This is a genomic window from Curtobacterium sp. MCPF17_018 (genome assembly GCF_003234135.1).
GTDB classification, from domain to species: Bacteria; Actinomycetota; Actinomycetes; order Actinomycetales; family Microbacteriaceae; genus Curtobacterium; species Curtobacterium flaccumfaciens.
In genome coordinates, this window is the sequence record NZ_QKSJ01000008.1 from 41,152 (window position 1) to 59,322 (window position 18,171).

The window sequence follows — 18,171 nt, forward strand, 5'->3', positions numbered from 1 at the left end:
CCTGGAAGCGGGGGGAGACACGGACTCGCACGCCTGCGACACTCGGAGGACCGGTAATCCGCACGGTGCCCTCCGAGGCCCGACGCATCGCCGTCGACAGCTCGCAAAGGACCCCATGCTCCCTCCAGTCGACCGAACGGTCGTCTCCTCCGACGGCACCACCATCGCCGTCTCCGAGGCAGGGGACGGGCCGGCGGTCGTCGTCGTGGGCGGTGCCTTCGACCACCGGGGGACCCCGTACCTCGACCGCGTGGTCGCCGAGCTCGGCTCGACGCACCGCGTGGTGACCTACGACCGCCGTGGCCGCGGTGCCAGCGGTGACTCCGCGACGTGGGCCATCGAGCGCGAGGTCGACGACCTGCGCGCCGTCGTCGAGAGCATCGGCGCACCGACCACCGCCGTCGGCATCTGCGTCGGCGCCGGTGTCGTCCTGCACGGGCTCGCCACCGGACTGCCCGTCGACGGCGCCGTCCTGTGGGAACCGCCGTACCGCGCCTCGGTCGACCCGCACGCCGACGACGTGGTGTTCGCCGACCTGCTCGACGAACACGTCGGTGCCGGCCGGCGGGCCCAGGCCGTCCGCGGCTTCCTGACCCAGGTGCTCGGGGTCCCGATGGGCCAGGTCACGGCACTGCGGCTCAAGGGGTCGCTCTGGCGCTCCCTGGTCGTCGACGCCCACGTGCTCAGCCGCGAGGTCCGGGTGCTGAACGGCCTCGCCGTGCCCGAGCGGGTCGCTGCCGCCGTGGGTGTGCCGGTGCTCGTCGGTGCCGGTGGCGACGGACTCGAGTGGATGCGTCGTGCGGCCCGCGCCCTCGTCGACGCGGTGCCCGGTTCGGAGTACGCCGAGGTGCCCGGGCAGGGACACGTCCCCGCCCCGGCGGCCCTCGGAGCCCTGATCGACCGCGTCCGGAGCCGGATCGCCTCGCCCAGCAGCTGACTGCGAGAGGATGAGCGGGTGAACGCACCCCGCCTCGGTCTCCTGCTCGACGTCGACGGACCCATCGCCAGCCCGGTCTCCCGCACCATCGCGATCCCGAGCATCGTCGCGGACCTCGTCGCGCTCGCCGCCGAGGGCATCCCGATCGTGTTCAACACCGGGCGCAGCGACGCGTTCATCCGCTCCGAGGTCGTCGGCCCGCTGCTCGCCGGTGGCCTCGCCGAGGGCGGGCGGGTCCATGCGGTCTGCGAGAAGGGCGCCGTGTGGTGCTCGATCGGTCCGCAGTACGACGGCGGCATGGGTGAACTGACGGTCGCCGAGGACCTCGCGCTGCCGCGGGACTACGCCGACGAGATGCGCGAGCTGGTCCGCGACGAGTACGCCGACCTGGTGTTCTTCGACGAGACGAAGCGCGCCATGGTGTCGATCGAGCAGCGCGTCGAGGTGCCGAACGCCACCTACCTGGCCCGCCAACCGGAGTTCGACGCGAAGGCCATGGCCGCGCTCGAGCGTCGCGGGCTCGGTGTCCGCCGACTCGACGACGTCCGACCCGACGCCGACGGTGCCGTGCAGTGGCGCATCGACCCCACGATCATCTCGACCGACGTCGAGTCCGACCGCAGCGGCAAGGACCTCGGGGCCGAGCGCTCGCTCGAGCTCCTCGGGCAGGACGGCGAGCTCCCGGTCACCTGGCGCACCGTGGGGGACTCCCGCAGCGACTACGCCATGGCGGACTGGCTGCACGCCCACGGCCACGAGGTCGCGCACGTCGACGTCCGTCCCGCCGACGGGGTGCCGGCCACGCCGTACCCGGTGCTCACCGCGCCCGACGGCGTGATCCACGACGAGGCCGGCGCCCGGTTCCTGGCGGACTGGCGCGCCGGCCGCTGACGCGACCGCGGCACTGGACGCACCCGTCAGCCGACCGAGCGGTGGCTGCCGGGCCGGTGCCGCGCCTCCTGGCCGTCGCCGGACCGGGCCACCGTCCGGGCGGACGCTTTGCGTGACACAGTGGTACACCAGTACCCTTCCGAGGTCCGCCGCCAGCCGATGACGGGATCCACCCCATGGCAACGAAGCTCCGCATCAAGTCGATCGAGGCCTCCCTGGCCGACTCCGAGGAGCAGGGCAGGTCCCTGAAACGCTCCCTGAAGACGTTCGACATCGCCGCGATGGGGATCGCGGTCGCCGTCGGCGCCGGCATCTTCTCGGTCGGCGCGAACGCCGCCGCGAACTTCGCAGGGCCCGGCGTCATCATCTCCTTCCTGCTCGCCGCCGTCACCTGCGGCCTGGCGATCATGTGCTACGCCGAGTTCGCGTCGACGATCCCCGTCGCCGGCTCCGCGTACACGTTCACGTACGCCACGATGGGTGAGCTGCTCGCCTGGATCGTGGGCTGGGACCTCATCCTCGAGACCCTCACCGCCAGTGCCGTCATCGCGAAGTACTGGGGCATCTACCTCAGCACCGCTTTCGACGTCTTCGGCATCACCCTGCCGAGCACGATCCAGCTCGGCCCGATCCCCTTCACCTGGGGTCCGGTGCTCATCGTCGGGATCTTCACGGTGCTCCTCGCCTTCGGCACCCGCCTGTCGTCGCGGGTGTCGGCGGTCATCACCGTCATCAAGGTCGCGATCGTCGTGTTCGTCATCGTCGCCGGCGCGTTCTTCGTCAAGGCCGCGAACTTCACGCCGTTCATCCCGCCGGCCGAGCCGGCCAAGGGTGCCGAGGGCAGCGTCTGGACCCAGTCGCTCGTGTCCTGGTTCACCGGTGCCGAGCCCGCCCAGTACGGGGTCTTCGGCCTGCTCGCCGCGGCGTCCCTGGTGTTCTTCGCCTTCATCGGCTTCGACGTCGTCGCCACCAGCGCGGAGGAGACCGAGAACCCGCAGAAGACCCTGCCCCGCGGCATCTTCATCGGCCTCGGCATCGTGACCCTGCTCTACGTCGGCGTCAGCATCGTCATCACCGGCATGGTCTCGTACCAGCGCCTGGCAGAGGAGAAAGCGCCGTCCCTGGCGTCGGCGTTCGACATCGTCGGGCTGCCGTGGGCCGCCGGCATCATCGCCATCGGGTCCCTGATCGGTCTGACCACCGTCGTCATGGTGCTGCTGCTCGGCCTGTCCCGCATCGTCTTCTCGATGAGTCGTGACGGCCTGCTGCCCCGCTGGTTCTCGAAGACCAACCCGAAAACGCAGACCCCGGTGCGCGTGCAGGTCGTCGCCGGTGTCGTCGTGGCGCTGCTGGCCGGGTTCACCGCGGTCGACAAGCTCGAGGGCATGATCAACATCGGCACGCTGTCCGCGTTCGTCCTGGTGTCGATCGGCATCGTCGTGCTGCGTCGTTCGCGGCCCGACGCCCCGCGGGCCTTCCGGGTGCCGTGGTCGCCGGTGCTGCCGATCATCTCGGCGGTGCTGTGCTTCTGGCTGATGCTGAACCTCGAGGTCGAGACCTGGCTCCGGTTCGTCGTCTGGCTGGCCATCGGCTTCGTCATCTACTTCGGCTACAGCCGTCGCCACAGCCGCGTCGGCCAGCGCATGCAGTAGGGCGGTTCCGCAAGACACCGGTGTTCGCACGTTGCACACCCGCACAACGCGGTTCGACGTGTGGACACCGGTGTTTTGCTGCCCGCCTGTCCGCCGCGCCGCCGCCGCGCCGCGCCGCCGCCGCGCCGCGCCGCCGCCGCGCGGCTCCGCGTCGCTACGCGCCGACGAGCAGGAGCACGCCGAACGCGAGCATCACGACGGCGACCAGCCCGTCGAACACCCGCCAGGTCACCGGCTTCTCGAACAGCGGCCGCAGCAGGCGTCCGCCGAACCCGAGCGCACCGAACCACAGGCAGCTCGCCGTGACGGCACCGATCGTCCAGAGCCACCGGTCGTCCGCACCCTGCTGGTTCGCCACCGACCCGAGGAACACCAGCGTGTCCAGGTAGACGTGCGGGTTCGCCCACGTGAAGACGAGCATGGTCAGCACCGCCGTCCGCATGGTCACCCCCTGGCCGGGAGGCGCGGTGCGCGTCCGCCCCGCCGCCACCGTCCCGCCGGTGGTCGCGCCGACCCCCGCGCTCGCGCCGGCGCCCACCACTCCGTCGTCGGCGGCCTCGTCGGCCACCCGCATCGCGTCCCCCGAGGGCCGCAGCGCACGCCGCGCCGCGAGCACCCCGTACGTGAGCAGGAATGCGGCACCCACGAACCGGACCACCAGGAGCGCCACGGGGAACCGTTCGACCACGGCGCCGACCCCGAGCACCCCGGCGACGATGAGCAGCGCATCCGAAACGGCGCACACCACGACGGCAGCGGCCACCACCCGGAGCCCGGCGCTCACGGCGAGGCGCAACAGGTAGGTGTTCTGCACACCGATCGCGACGATCAGTGCGAGGCCGGTGCCGAGGCCGGAGAGCAGGGGCAGGAGCGTGGTCACGGTCCGACGCTAGGGCCCGGCTCCGGTGTAGTACAGCTCACGTTCCTGCAGCGCCGTAAGCTCAACTGCATGACCCGGTTCCAGCGCGAGCACCTCGAGACGCTGCTCGCCGCCGTCGACCACGGCACGCTCGACGCGGCGGCCCGCGCGCTGGCGATCACCCCGTCGGCGGTCTCGCAGCGGATCAAGTCCATGGAGCAGCAGGTCGGCCGGGTCCTGCTCCAGCGCACCACCCCGGTGCGCCCGACCGCGGACGGCGCAGTGGTGCTCCGGCACGCACGGCAGGTCCGGCTGCTCGACGAGGAGACCTCCCGAGCGCTCGGCGGTGGATCATCGGTGGTGCCGTCGATCCCGCTGGCCGTGAACGCCGACTCGCTCGGCACCTGGTTCCTCGACGCCCTCGCCCTCGTCCGAGCCGACACCGAGGTGGTCTTCGACCTGCACCGCGAGGACCAGGACCGCACCGCCGAACTGCTCCGCGCCGGCACGGTGATGGGTGCCGTGACGGCCGAGGCGGATCCGGTGCAGGGCTGCTCGTCGGTGCCGCTCGGCATCGACCGGTACCGGGCGGTGGCGTCCCCGGCGTTCGTCGCCCGTTACCTCGGCGACACCGGCACCGAGCGGCGGATGCTCCGGCGGCTCGACGAGGTCCCGCTCGTCGACTACGACCGCGACGACGACCTGCAGCAGGGGTACCTGCGGCAGGTCCTCGGACACGCTCCCGGAGGCCCGCGCCACTTCGTCCCGACCTCTGCCGACTTCGCCCGTGCGGTCACGCTCGGGTTCGGGTGGGGGCTGCTGCCCGAGGCGCAGTGCCTCGAGGCGATCGACCGCGGTGTCCTGGTCGAGCTGGCCCCGGGCCGGCACGCGGACGTGGCGCTGTGGTGGCAGCGCTGGAACCTGGCGTCACCGCTCCTCGAACGGGTCACCGACGCCGTCCGTGCGACCGCCTCGTCGCGCCTGCACCCCGCGCGTCAGGTCTGACAGCGCGGACACCAGTACGTGTCGCGCAGGGTGAGTTCCGAGTCGCCGAGTTCGCCGTGCCGGATCGGGGTCCCGCACCGCAGACACGGTTTGCCGGCACGGCCGTAGACCCAGAACCGTCGCCCCGGACGGTCGACGCCGGTGGTGACGCGGGCACTGCGGTCGCGGTTCGCCAGGATCAGTCGGCTGGCGAGCGTGATCGTCCGCGCCGGGTCCGGCACCTGCCCGACCGGACGCGTCGGCAGCACACCGCGCAGGAAGCAGAGTTCGTTCCGGTACACGTTGCCGAGCCCGGCGAGCACCCGCTGGTCGAGCAGCGCCAGCCCGACCGGGCGCTCCGGGTCCTCGGTCAGGTTGGCGAGCGCCAGGTCGGCGTCCCAGTCGGGGCCGAGCAGGTCGGGCCCCAGGTGTCCGACGACCTCGGACTCCTGGTCGCGGGGGACGACCTCGAGCACCCCGAGCGCGAAGCCGACGGTGGAGACCCCCTCGGCGTCCAGGATCGCCCGGGCCTGGTGGGCCGGCCGTCGCCAGCGGTCACCGGGCGCGTAGACGTCCCACCGACCCTCCATCTTCAGGTGCGAGTGCACGGTCAGGTCGCCGATCCGGTGCAGCAGGTGCTTGCCGCGGGGGACGACCTCGTCGACGGTGCGGCCGACCAGGTCGAGCGTCGCGAACGCGGGGACCCGGAAGTCGCTCTTCGTCAGGACCTTGCCCGCCAGCGCCGTGTGCAGGCGGCGAGCCGCCCGGTAGACGGTGTCGCCTTCAGGCACGGGTCACCTCCGACGGGCGCCCGCAACTCGTCCGGACGGCACGGGGCACTTCCGGCACGTGGTCGCTGCGCTGCCGGGAGGCGCGGCTCGCCTCACACACGGAGCCGCAGCCCCTGCGGGGTCGCCGTGAACCCCGCGGCCCGGAGTGCGCCGCCGAGCGGCGTCTCGAGCACGAAGTCCCCGTCGACCCGTTCGACCGAGAGCTTGCGCAGCCCGGTCCGGACGATGCCGGCGATGGAGGCGGCCGCGGCAGCGAGGTCGGCGGCGTCGTCGGTGAAGGTCAGCACCGACTTGCCACCGCGCTCGACGTACACGGTGAGCTTGCCGTCGACGGTCGTCACGAGGGCGCCCGCCTTCCGCCCCGGCCGGTGGCCCCGAGTGGTCTTCGCGCCGCTCGCCGCACCGCTGCCGAGGGTGCTCTCGGCCCCGGCGGCATCGTCAGCCCCGACGCCTGGATCGGCGTCGCCCGTCGGCCACGGCAACGAGGCCCCGAACGGGTTCGCCGGGTCCGTCGCGGCGAGCGTGAGCGCCTCGCGCTTCCGGTCCGGATCGTCGCGCTCGTCGTCGCCGAGTTCGCGGGCGTAGGTGCGCAGCCGGTCGACGGTCGGGCCGGTGGCGAACTGAGCGGCACCGAGCCCCTCGACGAAGTACCCGCGACGAGCCCGGCCGGACTCCTCGAAGCGCGAGAGCACCCGGTACACCCCGGCGAAACCACCCCGGACGCCCTCGACCTGCACGGCACCGCGGGTGACGACGCCGTAGCGTTCGAGCAGCTGTTCGGCGGTCGCGGCCGCCCGCACGGTCGAGTCGGACTCGGCCAGCGGCAGCAAGGACCACCGGCCCCCGACCGACGGCGGCCCGGACTGTGTCGGCATCGTCGGACGCCGACGGCCGCGGTAGGCCCGAGCACGCGGAGCACTCGAGCTCTTCGCCTTGCCGCCGAGCATCGAGCGCAGCGGGGCGAACGTGTCGTTCGTGATCTGCCCCGCCCAGACCAGGTCCCACAGCGCGGTGGTGAGCGCCTGGTCGTCACTGCTGCCCACGGCCTGGCCCAACTGCCGGAAGAAGTACGCGCCACCGCCCGCCAAGGCCCCGAGCACGTCCCGCTGCAGCTCGGTCGTCTCGTCGCCGGAGGGCTCGGCGAGCGTCGTCGCCGCGGTGTCGGCCAGGTGCAGGCGAACCCAGCCGTCATTGCCCGGCAGGGTGCCACCGCCGGACCACAGGACCTCGCCGGTGGCGGTGAGTTCGTCGAGCATGCTCGTCGAGTAGTCGGTCACGCGCGACGGCAGCACCAGGGTCTCCCAGGCGCTGGCGGGCAGGGCGACCCCGGCGAGCTGGTCGATCACCCGCAGGACGCCGTCGACGCCGCGGAGCCCACCGCGGGTCCCGGGGGTCTGCACGTGCTGCCACGCGGGCAGGAACCGGGCGAGGGTGTCCGGCGAGACCGGTTCGACCTCGTGCCGCAGCGCTGCGAGGGACTTCGTGCGGATCCGGCGCAGGACCTCGGCGTCGCACCACTCGGCACCCTGGCGGTCGGGGCGGAACTCGCCCTCTACCACCCGGCGGTCGGCGACGAGTCGGCGCAGGGTGTCCTGCACGACGGCGATGCCCAGACCGAGTCGCCCGGCGGCTTCGTGCGCGGAGAACGGCCCGTGCGATCGGGCGTAGCGGCCGATCAGGTCACCGAGGGGGTCGGCCACGGGCTCGACGAACGCCGTGGGCACACCGATCGGCAGCGGGACCCCGAGGGCGTCCCGCAGACGGGCGGCGTCCTCGATCACGGCCCAGCGCGTCGCCCCGGCGTGCGAGAACGAGAGCACCCGGCGGTCACGCTCGAGGACCTGCAGCGTGCTGCGCAGTTCGGCGGTGGCCGCTGGACGGTCGGCGGTGTCGGCGAGCCAGCTCCGGTCGACCGCTTCGTCGAGGTCGAGCGCGCCGACGAGCCGCAGCACGTCCACGAGCCCCTCGGCGTCACGGGCACGGCGGTCCGGCGAGAGCCGCTGCAGGTCGCGCTCCACCGAGGCGATGACCGCCGGGTCGAGCAGCTCGCGCAGCTCCGCACGTCCGAGCAGCTCGCCGAGCAGCGTCGAGTCGAGCGACAGGGCCGCTGCCCGGCGTTCGGCGAGCGGGGTGTCGCCCTCGTACATGAAGGCCGCGACGTACCCGAACAGGATCGAGCGGGCGAACGGCGACGGCTGCTCGGTCTCCGTCTCGACCAGGCGGATCCGGCGTCCGGCGATGTCGTCGGCGATCCCGAGCAGCGCGGGCACGTCGTAGACGTCCTGCAGCACCTCGCGCACGGTCTCGAGCACGATCGGGAACGTCGGGTACTTCTGCGCGACCTCGAGCAGCTGCGAGGCCCGCTGCCGCTGCTGCCAGAGCGGCGACCGCTGCCCGGGGTTCCGTCGGGGCAGCAGCAGGGCGCGCGCCGCGCACTCGCGGAACCGCGCGGCGAACAGTGCCGAGCCGCCGACCTCGTCCGTGACCAGGGCTTCGAGGTCGTCGCGCTCGAACACGAACAGGTCGGCACCTGGCGGCTCGGCATCGGTCTCCGGGATGCGGACGACGATGCCGTCGTCGGCCGCCATCGCGTCACCGTCGATGCCGTGCCGTTCGCGCAGCCGTGCGGCGACGGCCAGGGCCCACGGCGCGTGCACCTGCATGCCGTAGGGCGAGTGCAGGATGAGCCGCCAGTCCCCGAGCTCGTCACGGAACCGCTCGATGACGAGCGTGGTGTCGTTCGGCACGTGACCGGTGGCCGCGCGCTGGTCGCGCAGGAAGGTCAGCAGGTTGGTGACGGCGCGCTCGTCCAGTCCACCGGCGGCGACGCGGGCGCGGGCGTCCTCGTCCGAGGCGCCCTCGACCTCGCGTACGAACGCACCGGTCGCCCGGCCGAGCTCGGCGGGCCGGCCGATGCCGTCGCCCTTCCAGAACGGCACGCGTCCGGGCTGCCCGAACGCCGGGCTCACGACGACGCGGTCGTGGGTGATCTCCTCGATCCGCCAGCTCGTCGCACCGAGGGCGAAGACGTCGCCCACGCGCGACTCGTAGACCATCTCCTCGTCGAGCTCGCCGACGCGGGACGCCTTCTCGCCGACCATGAAGACGCCGAACATGCCGCGGTCGGGGATCGTCCCGCCGCTCGTCACGGCGAGTCGCTGCGCACCGGGGCGCCCGGTCAGGGTGCCGTGCACGCGGTCCCAGACCAGCCGTGGCCGGAGTTCGGCGAACTCGTCGCTCGGGTACCGGCCCGTGACCAGGTCGAGCGTCGCCTCGAACGCCGATCGGGGCAGACCGCTGAACGGGGCGCTCCGCCGCACGAGCTCGAACCAGTGCTCGACGTCGAGGGTGTCGATCGCCCCGGCGGCCACGGTGTGCTGCGCCAGGACGTCGAGCGGGTTCGCCGGCACCGAGATCGACTCGATCTGGCCCGTGACCATCCGCTCGACCGTGACCGCGCTGTTGACCAGGTCGGCCCGGTGCTTCGGGAACAGGACGCCGCGGGAGATCTCACCCACCTGGTGGCCGGCGCGACCGACGCGCTGCAGGCCGCTCGCGACCGAGGGCGGCGCCTCGACCTGGACGACCAGGTCGACCTCGCCCATGTCGATGCCGAGCTCGAGTGAACTCGTCGCGACGACGCACCGCAGCCGACCGGACTTCAGGTCGTCCTCGATGATCGCGCGCTGGTCCTTCGACACCGAGCCGTGGTGTGCACGCGCGAGCACCGGGACGGATGCGTCCGAGCCACCGCCACCCGTCTGTCCGGACCCGCCGATCAGCTGCGCCGGCGGTCGCTTGGCGCCCTGGGGGGCGACGGCGTGCGCCGAGGTGCGGGCCGGTGACTGTGGTCGGCCCCGCGCCACGGGGAGGCCGTCGTCGTCCGGGGACGCCCCCGCCGGCACCAGCACGCCGTCGCCGGCGGCGGCGAGCACGCGTTCCTCGTGGATCTCGTTGAGCCGGGCCGTGAGTCGTTCGGCCAGCCGCCGCGAGTTCGCGAACACGATGGTCGAGCGGTGTTCCTCGATCAGGTCGACGACACGTTCTTCGACGTGCGGCCAGATCGATCCGTTCGTCGGTGACTCGGACGCGTCCGCACCGACCGGCGGTGCCCCGAGCTCGGTCATGTCGTCGACGGGGACGACGACCCGCAGGTCGAAGGTCTTCTGCGCGGGCGGCGCGATGATCGTCACCGGTGCACGACCGCCGAGGAACCGCGCGACCGCTTCCGGCGGGCGGACGGTCGCCGACAACCCGATGCGCTGCACGGGCTTGTCGAGCAGGTCGTCGAGGCGCTCGAGCGACACGGCCAGGTGCGCGCCGCGCTTGGTCGAGGCGACCGCGTGGACCTCGTCCACGATGACCGTGTCGACGTTGACCAGGGTCTCGCGCGCCTGAGAGGTGAGCATCAGGTAGAGCGACTCGGGCGTGGTGATGAGGATGTCCGGCGGCTGGCGCAGGAGCTTCTGGCGGTCGGACGACGGGGTGTCGCCGCTGCGCACCCCGACCGTGACGTCCGGCGGTTCGGTGCCGAGGCGCCGAGCGGTCTGGGTGATGCCGACGAGCGGGCTCCGCAGGTTGCGCTCGACGTCGACGCCGAGGGCCTTGAGCGGCGAGACGTAGAGCACCCGCGTGCGCTGCTTCGCCGGCGGACGGTCCGTCGCGCTGATGAGTCGGTCGATCGACCACAGGAACGACGCCAGGGTCTTGCCGGAGCCGGTCGGGGCGATCACGAGTGCGTGCTGCCCGGTCGAGATGGCGTCCCACGCCCCGGCCTGCGCCGGCGTCGGTGCGTCGAAGGCGCCGCGGAACCACTCGGTGGTCGCGGGGGAGAAGCGCTCGAAGACGTCCGTCATGGTCCGTCCCATCCTGCCCCCCACCACCGACAGCAGGCCGGGCGCGCGTACCCCTTGACGGAACGATAGTTAACGATCTATCGTGAACACATCGCGATACGACGAAGACGATCAGGTCAGACCGATCGCGAGCCGACTCAGCACGATGAAAGGACTCCTCATGCGCCCCTCGTATGACGACGACAGCAACACGTCCCCCCGCGACCAGCGCGGGTTCGGCCCGCGCGGCCCCCGCTTCGGCGGCGCGCGGCAGCACCACGGCGCCGGCTTCCCCGGCCGTGACCGCGGTGACCACGACCACGGCGGCCGCGGCTTCGGTGGCCGCGGGTTCGGCCCCGGCTTCGGTCCGGGCATGGGCTTCGGCCCCGGTTTCGGCGGGCCCGGTTTCGGCCGCGAACGCCGTCGCCGCGGTGACGTCCGCCTCGCGATCCTCGGTCTGCTGGCCGAGGGCCCGCAGAACGGGTACGCCGTGATCAAGACCATCGCCGAGCGCACCGGCGGCGCCTGGAAGCCGAGCCCCGGCTCGGTCTACCCGACGCTCCAGCAGCTCGTCGACGAAGACCTCGTGGTCTCGTCGGGCGACGGCCGCAAGACGCTCTTCGAGCTCACCGACGCCGGCAAGGCCGAGACCGAGGTCAAGGCCGACGAGATCGCTGCGGCACTCGACGGGGCCCCGGGTATCCCGGACGCCCAGCGCGAGTTCTTCGAGGCGCTCCGGAAGACCATGGGCGTCCTGCAGATGTACCGCAGCACCGCGACCGAGGAACAGGCCAAGGCCGCCACGGCCAAGGTGGACCAGCTCCGCAAGGACCTGCTCCAGATCCTCGCCGACTGACGGACGTCACCGCGTAACGGACAGGAGGCCCGGTGCCAGCTGGCACCGGGCCTCCGGTCCGTCGTCGTGCGCCTACCCGGCGTCGACGAAGGCCGCCACGTCGGCCAGTTCCGCCGTCGACACGGCGTGCGGCAGGCCCGCGTAGGTGCGGTCGGTCACGTCGGTGTGGGCTGCGGCCCACGCCTGCGTCCGGGCGGTGGCCTCGGGCGGGATCACCGGGTCGATGTCGCCGTGCCCGAGGAACACCCGCGGCCGCACGGCCGACACGGCCTCGTCCCGCGAGTCCGAGACGCCCGGCACGACGAACCCCGACAGCGACACCGCGAACGCGAACGCCGCGGGCCGGGCGCGCAGGAGCTGGAGCGCCATCGAGCCGCCCTGCGAGAACCCGAGCAGGCCGATCCGCGGGTGGTCGGCGGCGACGGAGTCGATCCAGTCGAGCACCTCGGCGGCGACGGCGTCGACCGCCTCCGGCGCTAGGGAGCCGGGCGTGCCGAGTGGGTACCAGCTGAAGCCGGGCCCCCACGCCGTCGGCGCCCGGAGCGACGCGACGGTCCACGCAGGCGGCAGCGCGGGGGCGAGCCCGAGCAGGTCGTGCTCGTTCGACCCCACCCCGTGCATCGCCACGAGCAGGGGTGTCCCCCGCCGGTCCGGGGCACTCCGTGTCCACTGCACCAGGTCCGCATCGATCATGTGGACAACGGTAACCATCCCCAACCCCCGCGCCTTCCGCCGAACTCGCCGCCGTGCCTGGTAGACACGGTGCATGTCCTCGCTGCGCACCCCCGATCCCGACTCCGGCTGGCTGTCCGACGAGGAGCTCGCGAACGTCCGCCGTCGTCTGCCGATCTGCTACGTCGAGGCGGTCCCCGTCCGCACCGACGGCCTCGGCGTCGTGACCGAGGTCGGCGTGCTGCTGCGTGTCTCCCCGAGCGGTTCGATCGCCCGCACCCTGGTGTCCGGTCGCGTGATGTTCGGCGAGTCGATCCGCACCGCACTGTTCCGCCACCTGGAGAAGGACCTCGGGCCGATGGCGTTCCCGCAGCTGCCCTCGAGCCCCACGCCGTTCACCGTGGCCGAGTACTTCCCGCTGCCCGGCGCCTCGGTGTACACCGACGAGCGGCAGCACGCGATCTCGCTGGCGTACGTCGTTCCCGTCACGGGGACGTGCGAACCCCGGCAGGACGCCCTCGAGCTCACGTGGATGAGCCCGATGGAAGCCGCGTCCGACGCCGTCGCCGACGAGATGGAAGGCGGCCGCGGCGCACTGCTCCGTGCCGGCCTGGCATCGGTCGGCGCCCTGCACTAACCCGACCGGGGTGTCCACGCCGTGCGCACGACGAAGCCCCCGGATCCGATCGGATCCGGGGGCTTCGCAGCGCGGTCGCGAACCGGCTTAGTGCTTGTCGTCCTTGAAGCTGTCGGCGACGCCGTGCGCGGCGTCCTTGACGTCGGTGACGCCCTGCTTCGCCGAGGCCTTGCCCTGGTCGGTCTGGCCTTCGGCCTTCAGCCGGTCGTTACCGGTCGCATTGCCGGTGGCTTCCTTGACCTTGCCTGACGCCTTCTCAGCGGCGTTCTTGATGTCATCGATGCCAGCCATAGGCACTCCTTCCAGAAGCGGACGTGTTCCCCGTCAGCCGCTTGCGCGGCATCCGGTGAGTGAGACCGTACGCCCGTCGGAGTCCCTCACCCCCAGCCCCCGCCAAGGTTCGCCCGAGCCCCGACGCGGAACACCGGTGTTCACGGAACACACCCCGGGATGCGGGGGTTCGAAACGTGAACACCGGTGTCTTGCGGACTCAGACCGCGCAGGTCAGTGGCGGTCGGCAGCGCCGGCCGGACGGGAGGCGCGGCGCGAGCCACCACGACGGTTGCCGCCCGACTCGTTGCCGGACCGACCCGCGGCGTAGCCGCCCTCGGACGACCACACGGCCGACGAGCCGCCGCGCACGACGTCGCTGCTGCCCGAGCGACGGTTGCCGCCGCTGCGGCGACCACCGGTCGAACCGGCGGCCGCGGCACCGGAGCGCCCGGCACCCTCGGTCCGCGCGCCACGGGCCGGACGGCCCTGACGGCCCCCGGCCGAACCGGCGGACTCGCCAGCCGAGCCGGAGCGCGCGGGCTGCGCCGCGCCTCCAGACCGACCGCCGCGACCACGGCGACGACCGCCGCCGTCACCGGCGGACTCGGCCGAGCGCTGCTTGGGCTGACGCTGCTGGGTGGGCTGCTCCTCGGCGACGTGGCGGATCGGAGCGACCTCGCCGACGAGCGCGGTGACGGCCGGGGAGGTCGCCGTGACGTGCTGCGGGGTGACCTTGATCGCGGCAGCACGCATCATCTGCGCGACGTCGCGACGCTCGGCGGGCATCGTCACCGTGACGACGTCACCGGACGAACCGGCACGCGCCGTGCGGCCCGAGCGGTGCAGGTACGCCTTGTGCTCGGTGGGCGGGTCGACGTGCACGACGAGCTCGACGTTGTCGACGTGCACACCGCGGGCGGCGACGTCGGTGGCGACGAGCACCAGGGCCTCGCCGGAGGAGAACTTCGCGAGGTTGCGCTCACGGGCACCCTGCGACAGGTTGCCCTGCAGGTCGACGGCCGGGATCCCCTGGCTGCTGAGCTGCTTGGCCAGGCGCTTGGCGTGGTGCTTCGTGCGCATGAAGAGGATGCGGCGACCGTTGCCCGAGGCGAGGGCGCTCACGAGGTGCTTCTTCGCGTCGGCGTCGGCGACCTCGAACAGGTGGTGGGTCATCGCCTCGACGGGGCTGTTCGCCTCGTCGACGGAATGCATCACCGGGTTGTGCAGGAACTTCTTGACGAGCTTGTCCACGCCGTTGTCGAGCGTGGCGGAGAACAGCAGTCGCTGCCCGTTCTCGGGCGTCGCCTGCATGATCTTGGTCACGCCGGGCAGGAAGCCCATGTCGGCCATGTGGTCGGCCTCGTCGAGGACGGTGACCTCGATGTCGCCCAGGTTCACGTGGCCCTGCTGCATGAGGTCGGCGAGGCGACCCGGGCAGGCGACCACGACGTCGACGCCGCCGCGCAGGGCGTCGACCTGGCGACCCTGACCGACGCCACCGAAGATGGTCGTGGTGTTGAGGCCCATGGCCTTGGCGAGCGGGGCGAGGGCGACGTCGATCTGCGTCGCGAGCTCACGGGTCGGCGCGAGCACCAGGGCGCGGGGGCGGCCGGCGCGGCGCTTGCGGCCGCTGGCGGCGAGGCGGGCGACGAGCGGGATCGCGAAGGCGATGGTCTTGCCGGAGCCGGTGCGGCCGCGGCCGAGGACGTCCTTGCCCTGCAGGGAGTCCGGGAGGGTGTCCGCCTGGATGGGGAACGCCATGTCCTTGCCCTGGTCGGCGAGGACGGAGACCATCGGCGTGGGGACGCCGAGGTCGGAGAAACGGATGTCTTCGGTGGTCATGGTGACCTTTCGAGCCGGAGCAGTCCGGCTGTGGGCGCGCTCTGAGGCAGCGCGCGGGCGGGATGCGCGCCAACGGATGTGGCTGGCGCAGTCGCCGCAGCAGAGAAGCCTGGGCACCTTCGTGAGGTGCTCGATCATCGACCGGAGTCTGGAGACAGCTGGTCGGGAGTTCGGGGCGTCCGTACGACGCACGAGGCGATCGGCGCCTCGAGTACGACCAGCATAGCGTGCACATCCCCGGAACGGCGAGGGCAGGGTCGTTCGCCCGTGGCGTGCGAGGATTCCGGGGTGCGCACGCGATCCGTCCTGTTGACCACCGCGATGGCCCTGGTGGCCGTCCTCGGCACCGCCGGCTGCGCCGAGGCCGCCACGCCCAACGCGGCCGGGAGCTACCGCAACCTGCCGACCTCCGGCCGCGTGGACTACCAGCTCGGCGGCGGGTACGCCCCGCCCTCCGGCGTGACGATCGTCGAGCGCGACAGCACCGACCGCCCGGCGAAGGGCAAGTACAACATCTGCTACGTCAACGGGTTCCAGACGCAGCCCGAGGCCGCCAGCACGTGGAAGAAGTCGTACCCGTCGGCGATCCTCCGCGACCGTGCGGGAAAGCCGGTCTCGGACCCGGGTTGGCCGGACGAGATGCTCCTCGACACCCGGACCGCGGCCGAGCGTGCCCTGATCACGAAGGTGCTCGCGAAGACCGTCGCCCGCTGCGGTGACCGCGGGTTCGACGCGGTGGAGTTCGACAACCTCGACTCGTGGACCCGGAGCGGCAAGCGGCTCACCCGTGCCGGCAACCTGGCGCTCGCGAAGTCGCTCGTCGCCGAGGGACACCGGCACGGGCTGGCCGTCGGGCAGAAGAACACGCCGCAGCTCGGGGCGTCCGGGCGCGAGCAGACCGGGTTCGACTTCGTCGTCGCCGAGGAGTGCGTGCAGTACCGGGAGTGCTCCGCCTACACGAAGGCCTACGGCGGACGGGTCATCGACGTCGAGTACTCGGACATCCTCGAGGGCTCGTGGGCGTCGGTCTGCGGGCTGGAGAGCCGTCCGGCCATGACGATCCTGCGCGACCGCGACCTGGTGACCCCGGAGGACGACGCGTACGTGTACGAGCACTGCTGAGCGCTCGGAACGGTTCTTCCCAGAACGCCTGCGATGCCTGGTCGAATCGGGCGTACCGGGTCAGAACTTCCGACCGGGTACGCCCGGAACGACCGGGTACGCCCGGAACGACCGGGTACGCCCGGAACGACCGGGTACGCCAGGAAGCGCCAGCCAGCGCTACGCCGGCCAGGCCTCCCGCAACGCGGTGGCGGCCTGGTCGGCCGACAGCCCCGCCGAGCGTGCTGCGGCGGCCAGGGCGCGAGCGGCCTCGGCCACGGCTTCCGGTACCGCTGCCGGTCGCACCACCCGGGTGCCGGCGCCCCGCGCGGTGTGCACGAGCCCGGCCTCCTCGAGCAGCTGGTAGGCCTTCGCGACGGTGCCGGCGGCGAGTCCGAGCTCGTCCGCCAGCCCACGCACGCTCGGCAGTCGTTCGCCGTCCACCAGGTACCCGGCGGTGATCTGCGCGGCGATCTGCGATCGGACCTGCTCGAACGGCGGCACGCGGCCACCGACGTCGAGGGCGACGAGTCCTGTCATGCGTTCCACCCTAGAAGTCGTACTGCTCGCCGACGGGGATCGGGACCGGCACGGTGTTGCCCGGAGGTGCGAGCGGGCACGCCCACGCGGGGTCGTACGCGCACGACGGGTTGTAGGCGAAGTTGAAGTCGAGCACGAGCGACCCGAGGTCGTCGCCGCCCAGGTCCGAGCCCTTGATGGTGTCGAGCAGGTAGCGTCCGCCCCCGTAGGTGCCGCGGGCCTTGCCGGCGCTGGCGTCCTTGACCGGGACGAACACCCCGCCCGCGTAGCCGCCGTGCTTCCAGACGTCGAGCGTGCCGACACCGGGGACCCGCACGAGGCCGAGCCGGTCGAAGTGGACGACGCCGTCGGTGCCGGTCTCGAAGTCGAACTCGGCGGGCTCCGTGGCCTCGACGCGCACCTGGAACCGCCACGCGGGGTCGTAGTCCGGCACCGGCAGGGACTCGAAGTCGCGGGCGTCCTCGTCGAGCAGCGGCGATGCGGGGTGCTCCGCGAACATCGCGTCCCGGGTCTCACGCCAGAGGGCGTGCGCCGTCTGGGGGTCCGAGGTGGCGCGGACGCGGCGGTACAGGTCGAACGTCATCCGCCGCCAATCCGTCGTCGCGAGCGTGCTGCGCACGCGGTCGTCGGTCGTCGGCTCCTGGGGGCGCGTCTGGCTCACGTGGTCGAGGCTACGCCCGCTCCGCGGTGGACGGGAGGCCCGACCCACGTCACGTCACTCGCCGTCGGTCCGCCAGGTGGGTGCGAGGGCGCGCATCCGGAACGCCCGCCACTGCCAGATGACCCACATGCCGGGCCACAGGGCGAGCCCGAGGACGGCCGGTCGCATCCGGTAGGTCAGACGGTCGAGCAGCAGGGTGCGGCCACCCGGTGCGGGGACGACGGCCATCCGGTGCGACATCGTCATCCGCCCGAACAACCCGGACGTGCCGCCGCCGTTGTCGCGCTGCACGGGGACCCCCTGTACCTCGTACAGGTCGAGGTCGACGTGCGTGTCGCCGCTCGGCACCAGCCCGAAGGCGTCCGCGGTGATCGGGTGCGGGTGCCCGGGCTCCCAGCGCTCCGGGAACCCCCGGGGGTCGCGCGAGCGGTACGCCAGGAACGGCTTCGTCACCGCCACCATCACGGACGGGGACAGCAGGGCATCGCGCACGGCGTCGACCGGCGCATCGAGGACGATCCGGAGGCCGACGTGCATGGCGGTGACGCTACGCCCGCGGGCTGGACGGCGCGCCGTGGCCCACTGCGCGACGGCGCCCGGTCAGGCGAGACGACGCAGGCGAGACGACGCAGGCGAGACG

At 72.6% G+C, this 18,171-nt stretch carries 16 protein-coding genes; 7 read left to right on the plus strand and 9 right to left on the minus strand.

Going from position 1 to position 18,171, the window contains the following annotated elements:
* Positions 1–115: 115 nt before the first annotated feature.
* The 3 genes from DEJ27_RS10640 (at position 116) to DEJ27_RS10650 (ending at position 3,480) form a co-directional block, all read left to right on the plus strand.
* Positions 116–937, plus strand: coding sequence for an alpha/beta fold hydrolase (locus DEJ27_RS10640; RefSeq protein ID WP_110859457.1), 822 nt, complete (start codon positions 116–118; stop codon positions 935–937).
* Between the two features lie 18 nt (positions 938–955).
* Positions 956–1,828, plus strand: a complete 873-nt coding sequence (locus DEJ27_RS10645; protein WP_110859458.1) for a hypothetical protein — start codon at positions 956–958, stop codon at positions 1,826–1,828.
* Between the two features lie 176 nt (positions 1,829–2,004).
* Positions 2,005–3,480 carry an APC family permease gene (locus tag DEJ27_RS10650; RefSeq protein WP_110859459.1) on the plus strand — a complete coding sequence of 492 codons (1,476 nt, stop codon included), beginning with the start codon at positions 2,005–2,007 and terminating at the stop codon, positions 3,478–3,480.
* A gap of 154 nt (positions 3,481–3,634) precedes the next feature.
* On the opposite strand, the gene DEJ27_RS10655 is transcribed toward DEJ27_RS10650, so the two are convergent.
* Complete coding sequence (locus DEJ27_RS10655) at positions 3,635–4,360, minus strand: LysE/ArgO family amino acid transporter (RefSeq protein ID WP_110859460.1); 726 nt, start codon at positions 4,358–4,360, stop codon at positions 3,635–3,637.
* A gap of 69 nt (positions 4,361–4,429) precedes the next feature.
* Between DEJ27_RS10655 and DEJ27_RS10660 the strand changes: the two genes are divergently transcribed.
* Positions 4,430–5,344 (plus strand): LysR family transcriptional regulator ArgP, encoded by a 915-nt coding sequence (locus DEJ27_RS10660; protein WP_110859461.1) that lies wholly within the window; start codon positions 4,430–4,432, stop codon positions 5,342–5,344.
* Here DEJ27_RS10660 and DEJ27_RS10665 read toward each other — a convergent pair.
* Both DEJ27_RS10665 and DEJ27_RS10670 read right to left on the minus strand, forming a co-directional pair.
* Positions 5,335–6,114 (minus strand): Fpg/Nei family DNA glycosylase, encoded by a 780-nt coding sequence (locus DEJ27_RS10665; protein ID WP_110859462.1) that lies wholly within the window; start codon positions 6,112–6,114, stop codon positions 5,335–5,337. The two genes, DEJ27_RS10660 and DEJ27_RS10665, sit on opposite strands and share 10 nt — an antisense overlap.
* A 92-nt stretch (positions 6,115–6,206) precedes the next feature.
* The gene (locus DEJ27_RS10670; protein ID WP_110859463.1) at positions 6,207–10,970 is read right to left on the minus strand and encodes a DEAD/DEAH box helicase; all 4,764 of its coding nucleotides are present in this window, start codon (positions 10,968–10,970) and stop codon (positions 6,207–6,209) included.
* Positions 10,971–11,130: 160 nt separating this feature from the next.
* Here DEJ27_RS10670 and DEJ27_RS10675 point away from each other — a divergent pair, with 160 nt between their 5' ends.
* Positions 11,131–11,805 (plus strand): PadR family transcriptional regulator, encoded by a 675-nt coding sequence (locus DEJ27_RS10675; protein ID WP_110859464.1) that lies wholly within the window; start codon positions 11,131–11,133, stop codon positions 11,803–11,805.
* 72 nt (positions 11,806–11,877) lie between these two features.
* On the opposite strand, the gene DEJ27_RS10680 is transcribed toward DEJ27_RS10675, so the two are convergent.
* The gene (locus DEJ27_RS10680) at positions 11,878–12,498 is read right to left on the minus strand and encodes an alpha/beta hydrolase (protein ID WP_110859465.1); all 621 of its coding nucleotides are present in this window, start codon (positions 12,496–12,498) and stop codon (positions 11,878–11,880) included.
* 73 nt (positions 12,499–12,571) lie between these two features.
* On the opposite strand from DEJ27_RS10680, the gene DEJ27_RS10685 reads away from it, so the two are divergent.
* Complete coding sequence (locus DEJ27_RS10685) at positions 12,572–13,114, plus strand: NUDIX hydrolase family protein (RefSeq protein WP_110859466.1); 543 nt, start codon at positions 12,572–12,574, stop codon at positions 13,112–13,114.
* A gap of 87 nt (positions 13,115–13,201) precedes the next feature.
* On the opposite strand, the gene DEJ27_RS10690 is transcribed toward DEJ27_RS10685, so the two are convergent.
* Together DEJ27_RS10690 and DEJ27_RS10695 are read right to left on the minus strand one after the other, a co-directional pair.
* Complete coding sequence (locus DEJ27_RS10690; protein ID WP_110859467.1) at positions 13,202–13,405, minus strand: CsbD family protein; 204 nt, start codon at positions 13,403–13,405, stop codon at positions 13,202–13,204.
* Between the two features lie 213 nt (positions 13,406–13,618).
* On the minus strand, positions 13,619–15,229 hold the full coding sequence (locus DEJ27_RS10695) for a DEAD/DEAH box helicase (protein ID WP_110859468.1): 1,611 nt from the start codon (positions 15,227–15,229) through the stop codon (positions 13,619–13,621).
* Between the two features lie 288 nt (positions 15,230–15,517).
* Here DEJ27_RS10695 and DEJ27_RS10700 point away from each other — a divergent pair, with 288 nt between their 5' ends.
* On the plus strand, positions 15,518–16,351 hold the full coding sequence (locus tag DEJ27_RS10700; RefSeq protein WP_110859469.1) for an endo alpha-1,4 polygalactosaminidase: 834 nt from the start codon (positions 15,518–15,520) through the stop codon (positions 16,349–16,351).
* A 159-nt stretch (positions 16,352–16,510) separates the two neighbouring features.
* Here DEJ27_RS10700 and DEJ27_RS10705 read toward each other — a convergent pair whose 3' ends face one another.
* The 3 genes from DEJ27_RS10705 to DEJ27_RS10715 form a co-directional block, all read right to left on the minus strand.
* On the minus strand, positions 16,511–16,870 hold the full coding sequence (locus tag DEJ27_RS10705) for a GntR family transcriptional regulator (protein ID WP_258369842.1): 360 nt from the start codon (positions 16,868–16,870) through the stop codon (positions 16,511–16,513).
* A 10-nt stretch (positions 16,871–16,880) separates the two neighbouring features.
* Positions 16,881–17,453 carry a DUF1684 domain-containing protein gene (locus tag DEJ27_RS10710; RefSeq protein ID WP_110859563.1) on the minus strand — a complete coding sequence of 191 codons (573 nt, stop codon included), beginning with the start codon at positions 17,451–17,453 and terminating at the stop codon, positions 16,881–16,883.
* A gap of 132 nt (positions 17,454–17,585) precedes the next feature.
* Positions 17,586–18,068 carry a hypothetical protein gene (locus DEJ27_RS10715; protein ID WP_110859471.1) on the minus strand — a complete coding sequence of 161 codons (483 nt, stop codon included), beginning with the start codon at positions 18,066–18,068 and terminating at the stop codon, positions 17,586–17,588.
* Between the last annotated feature and the right edge of the window lie 103 nt (positions 18,069–18,171).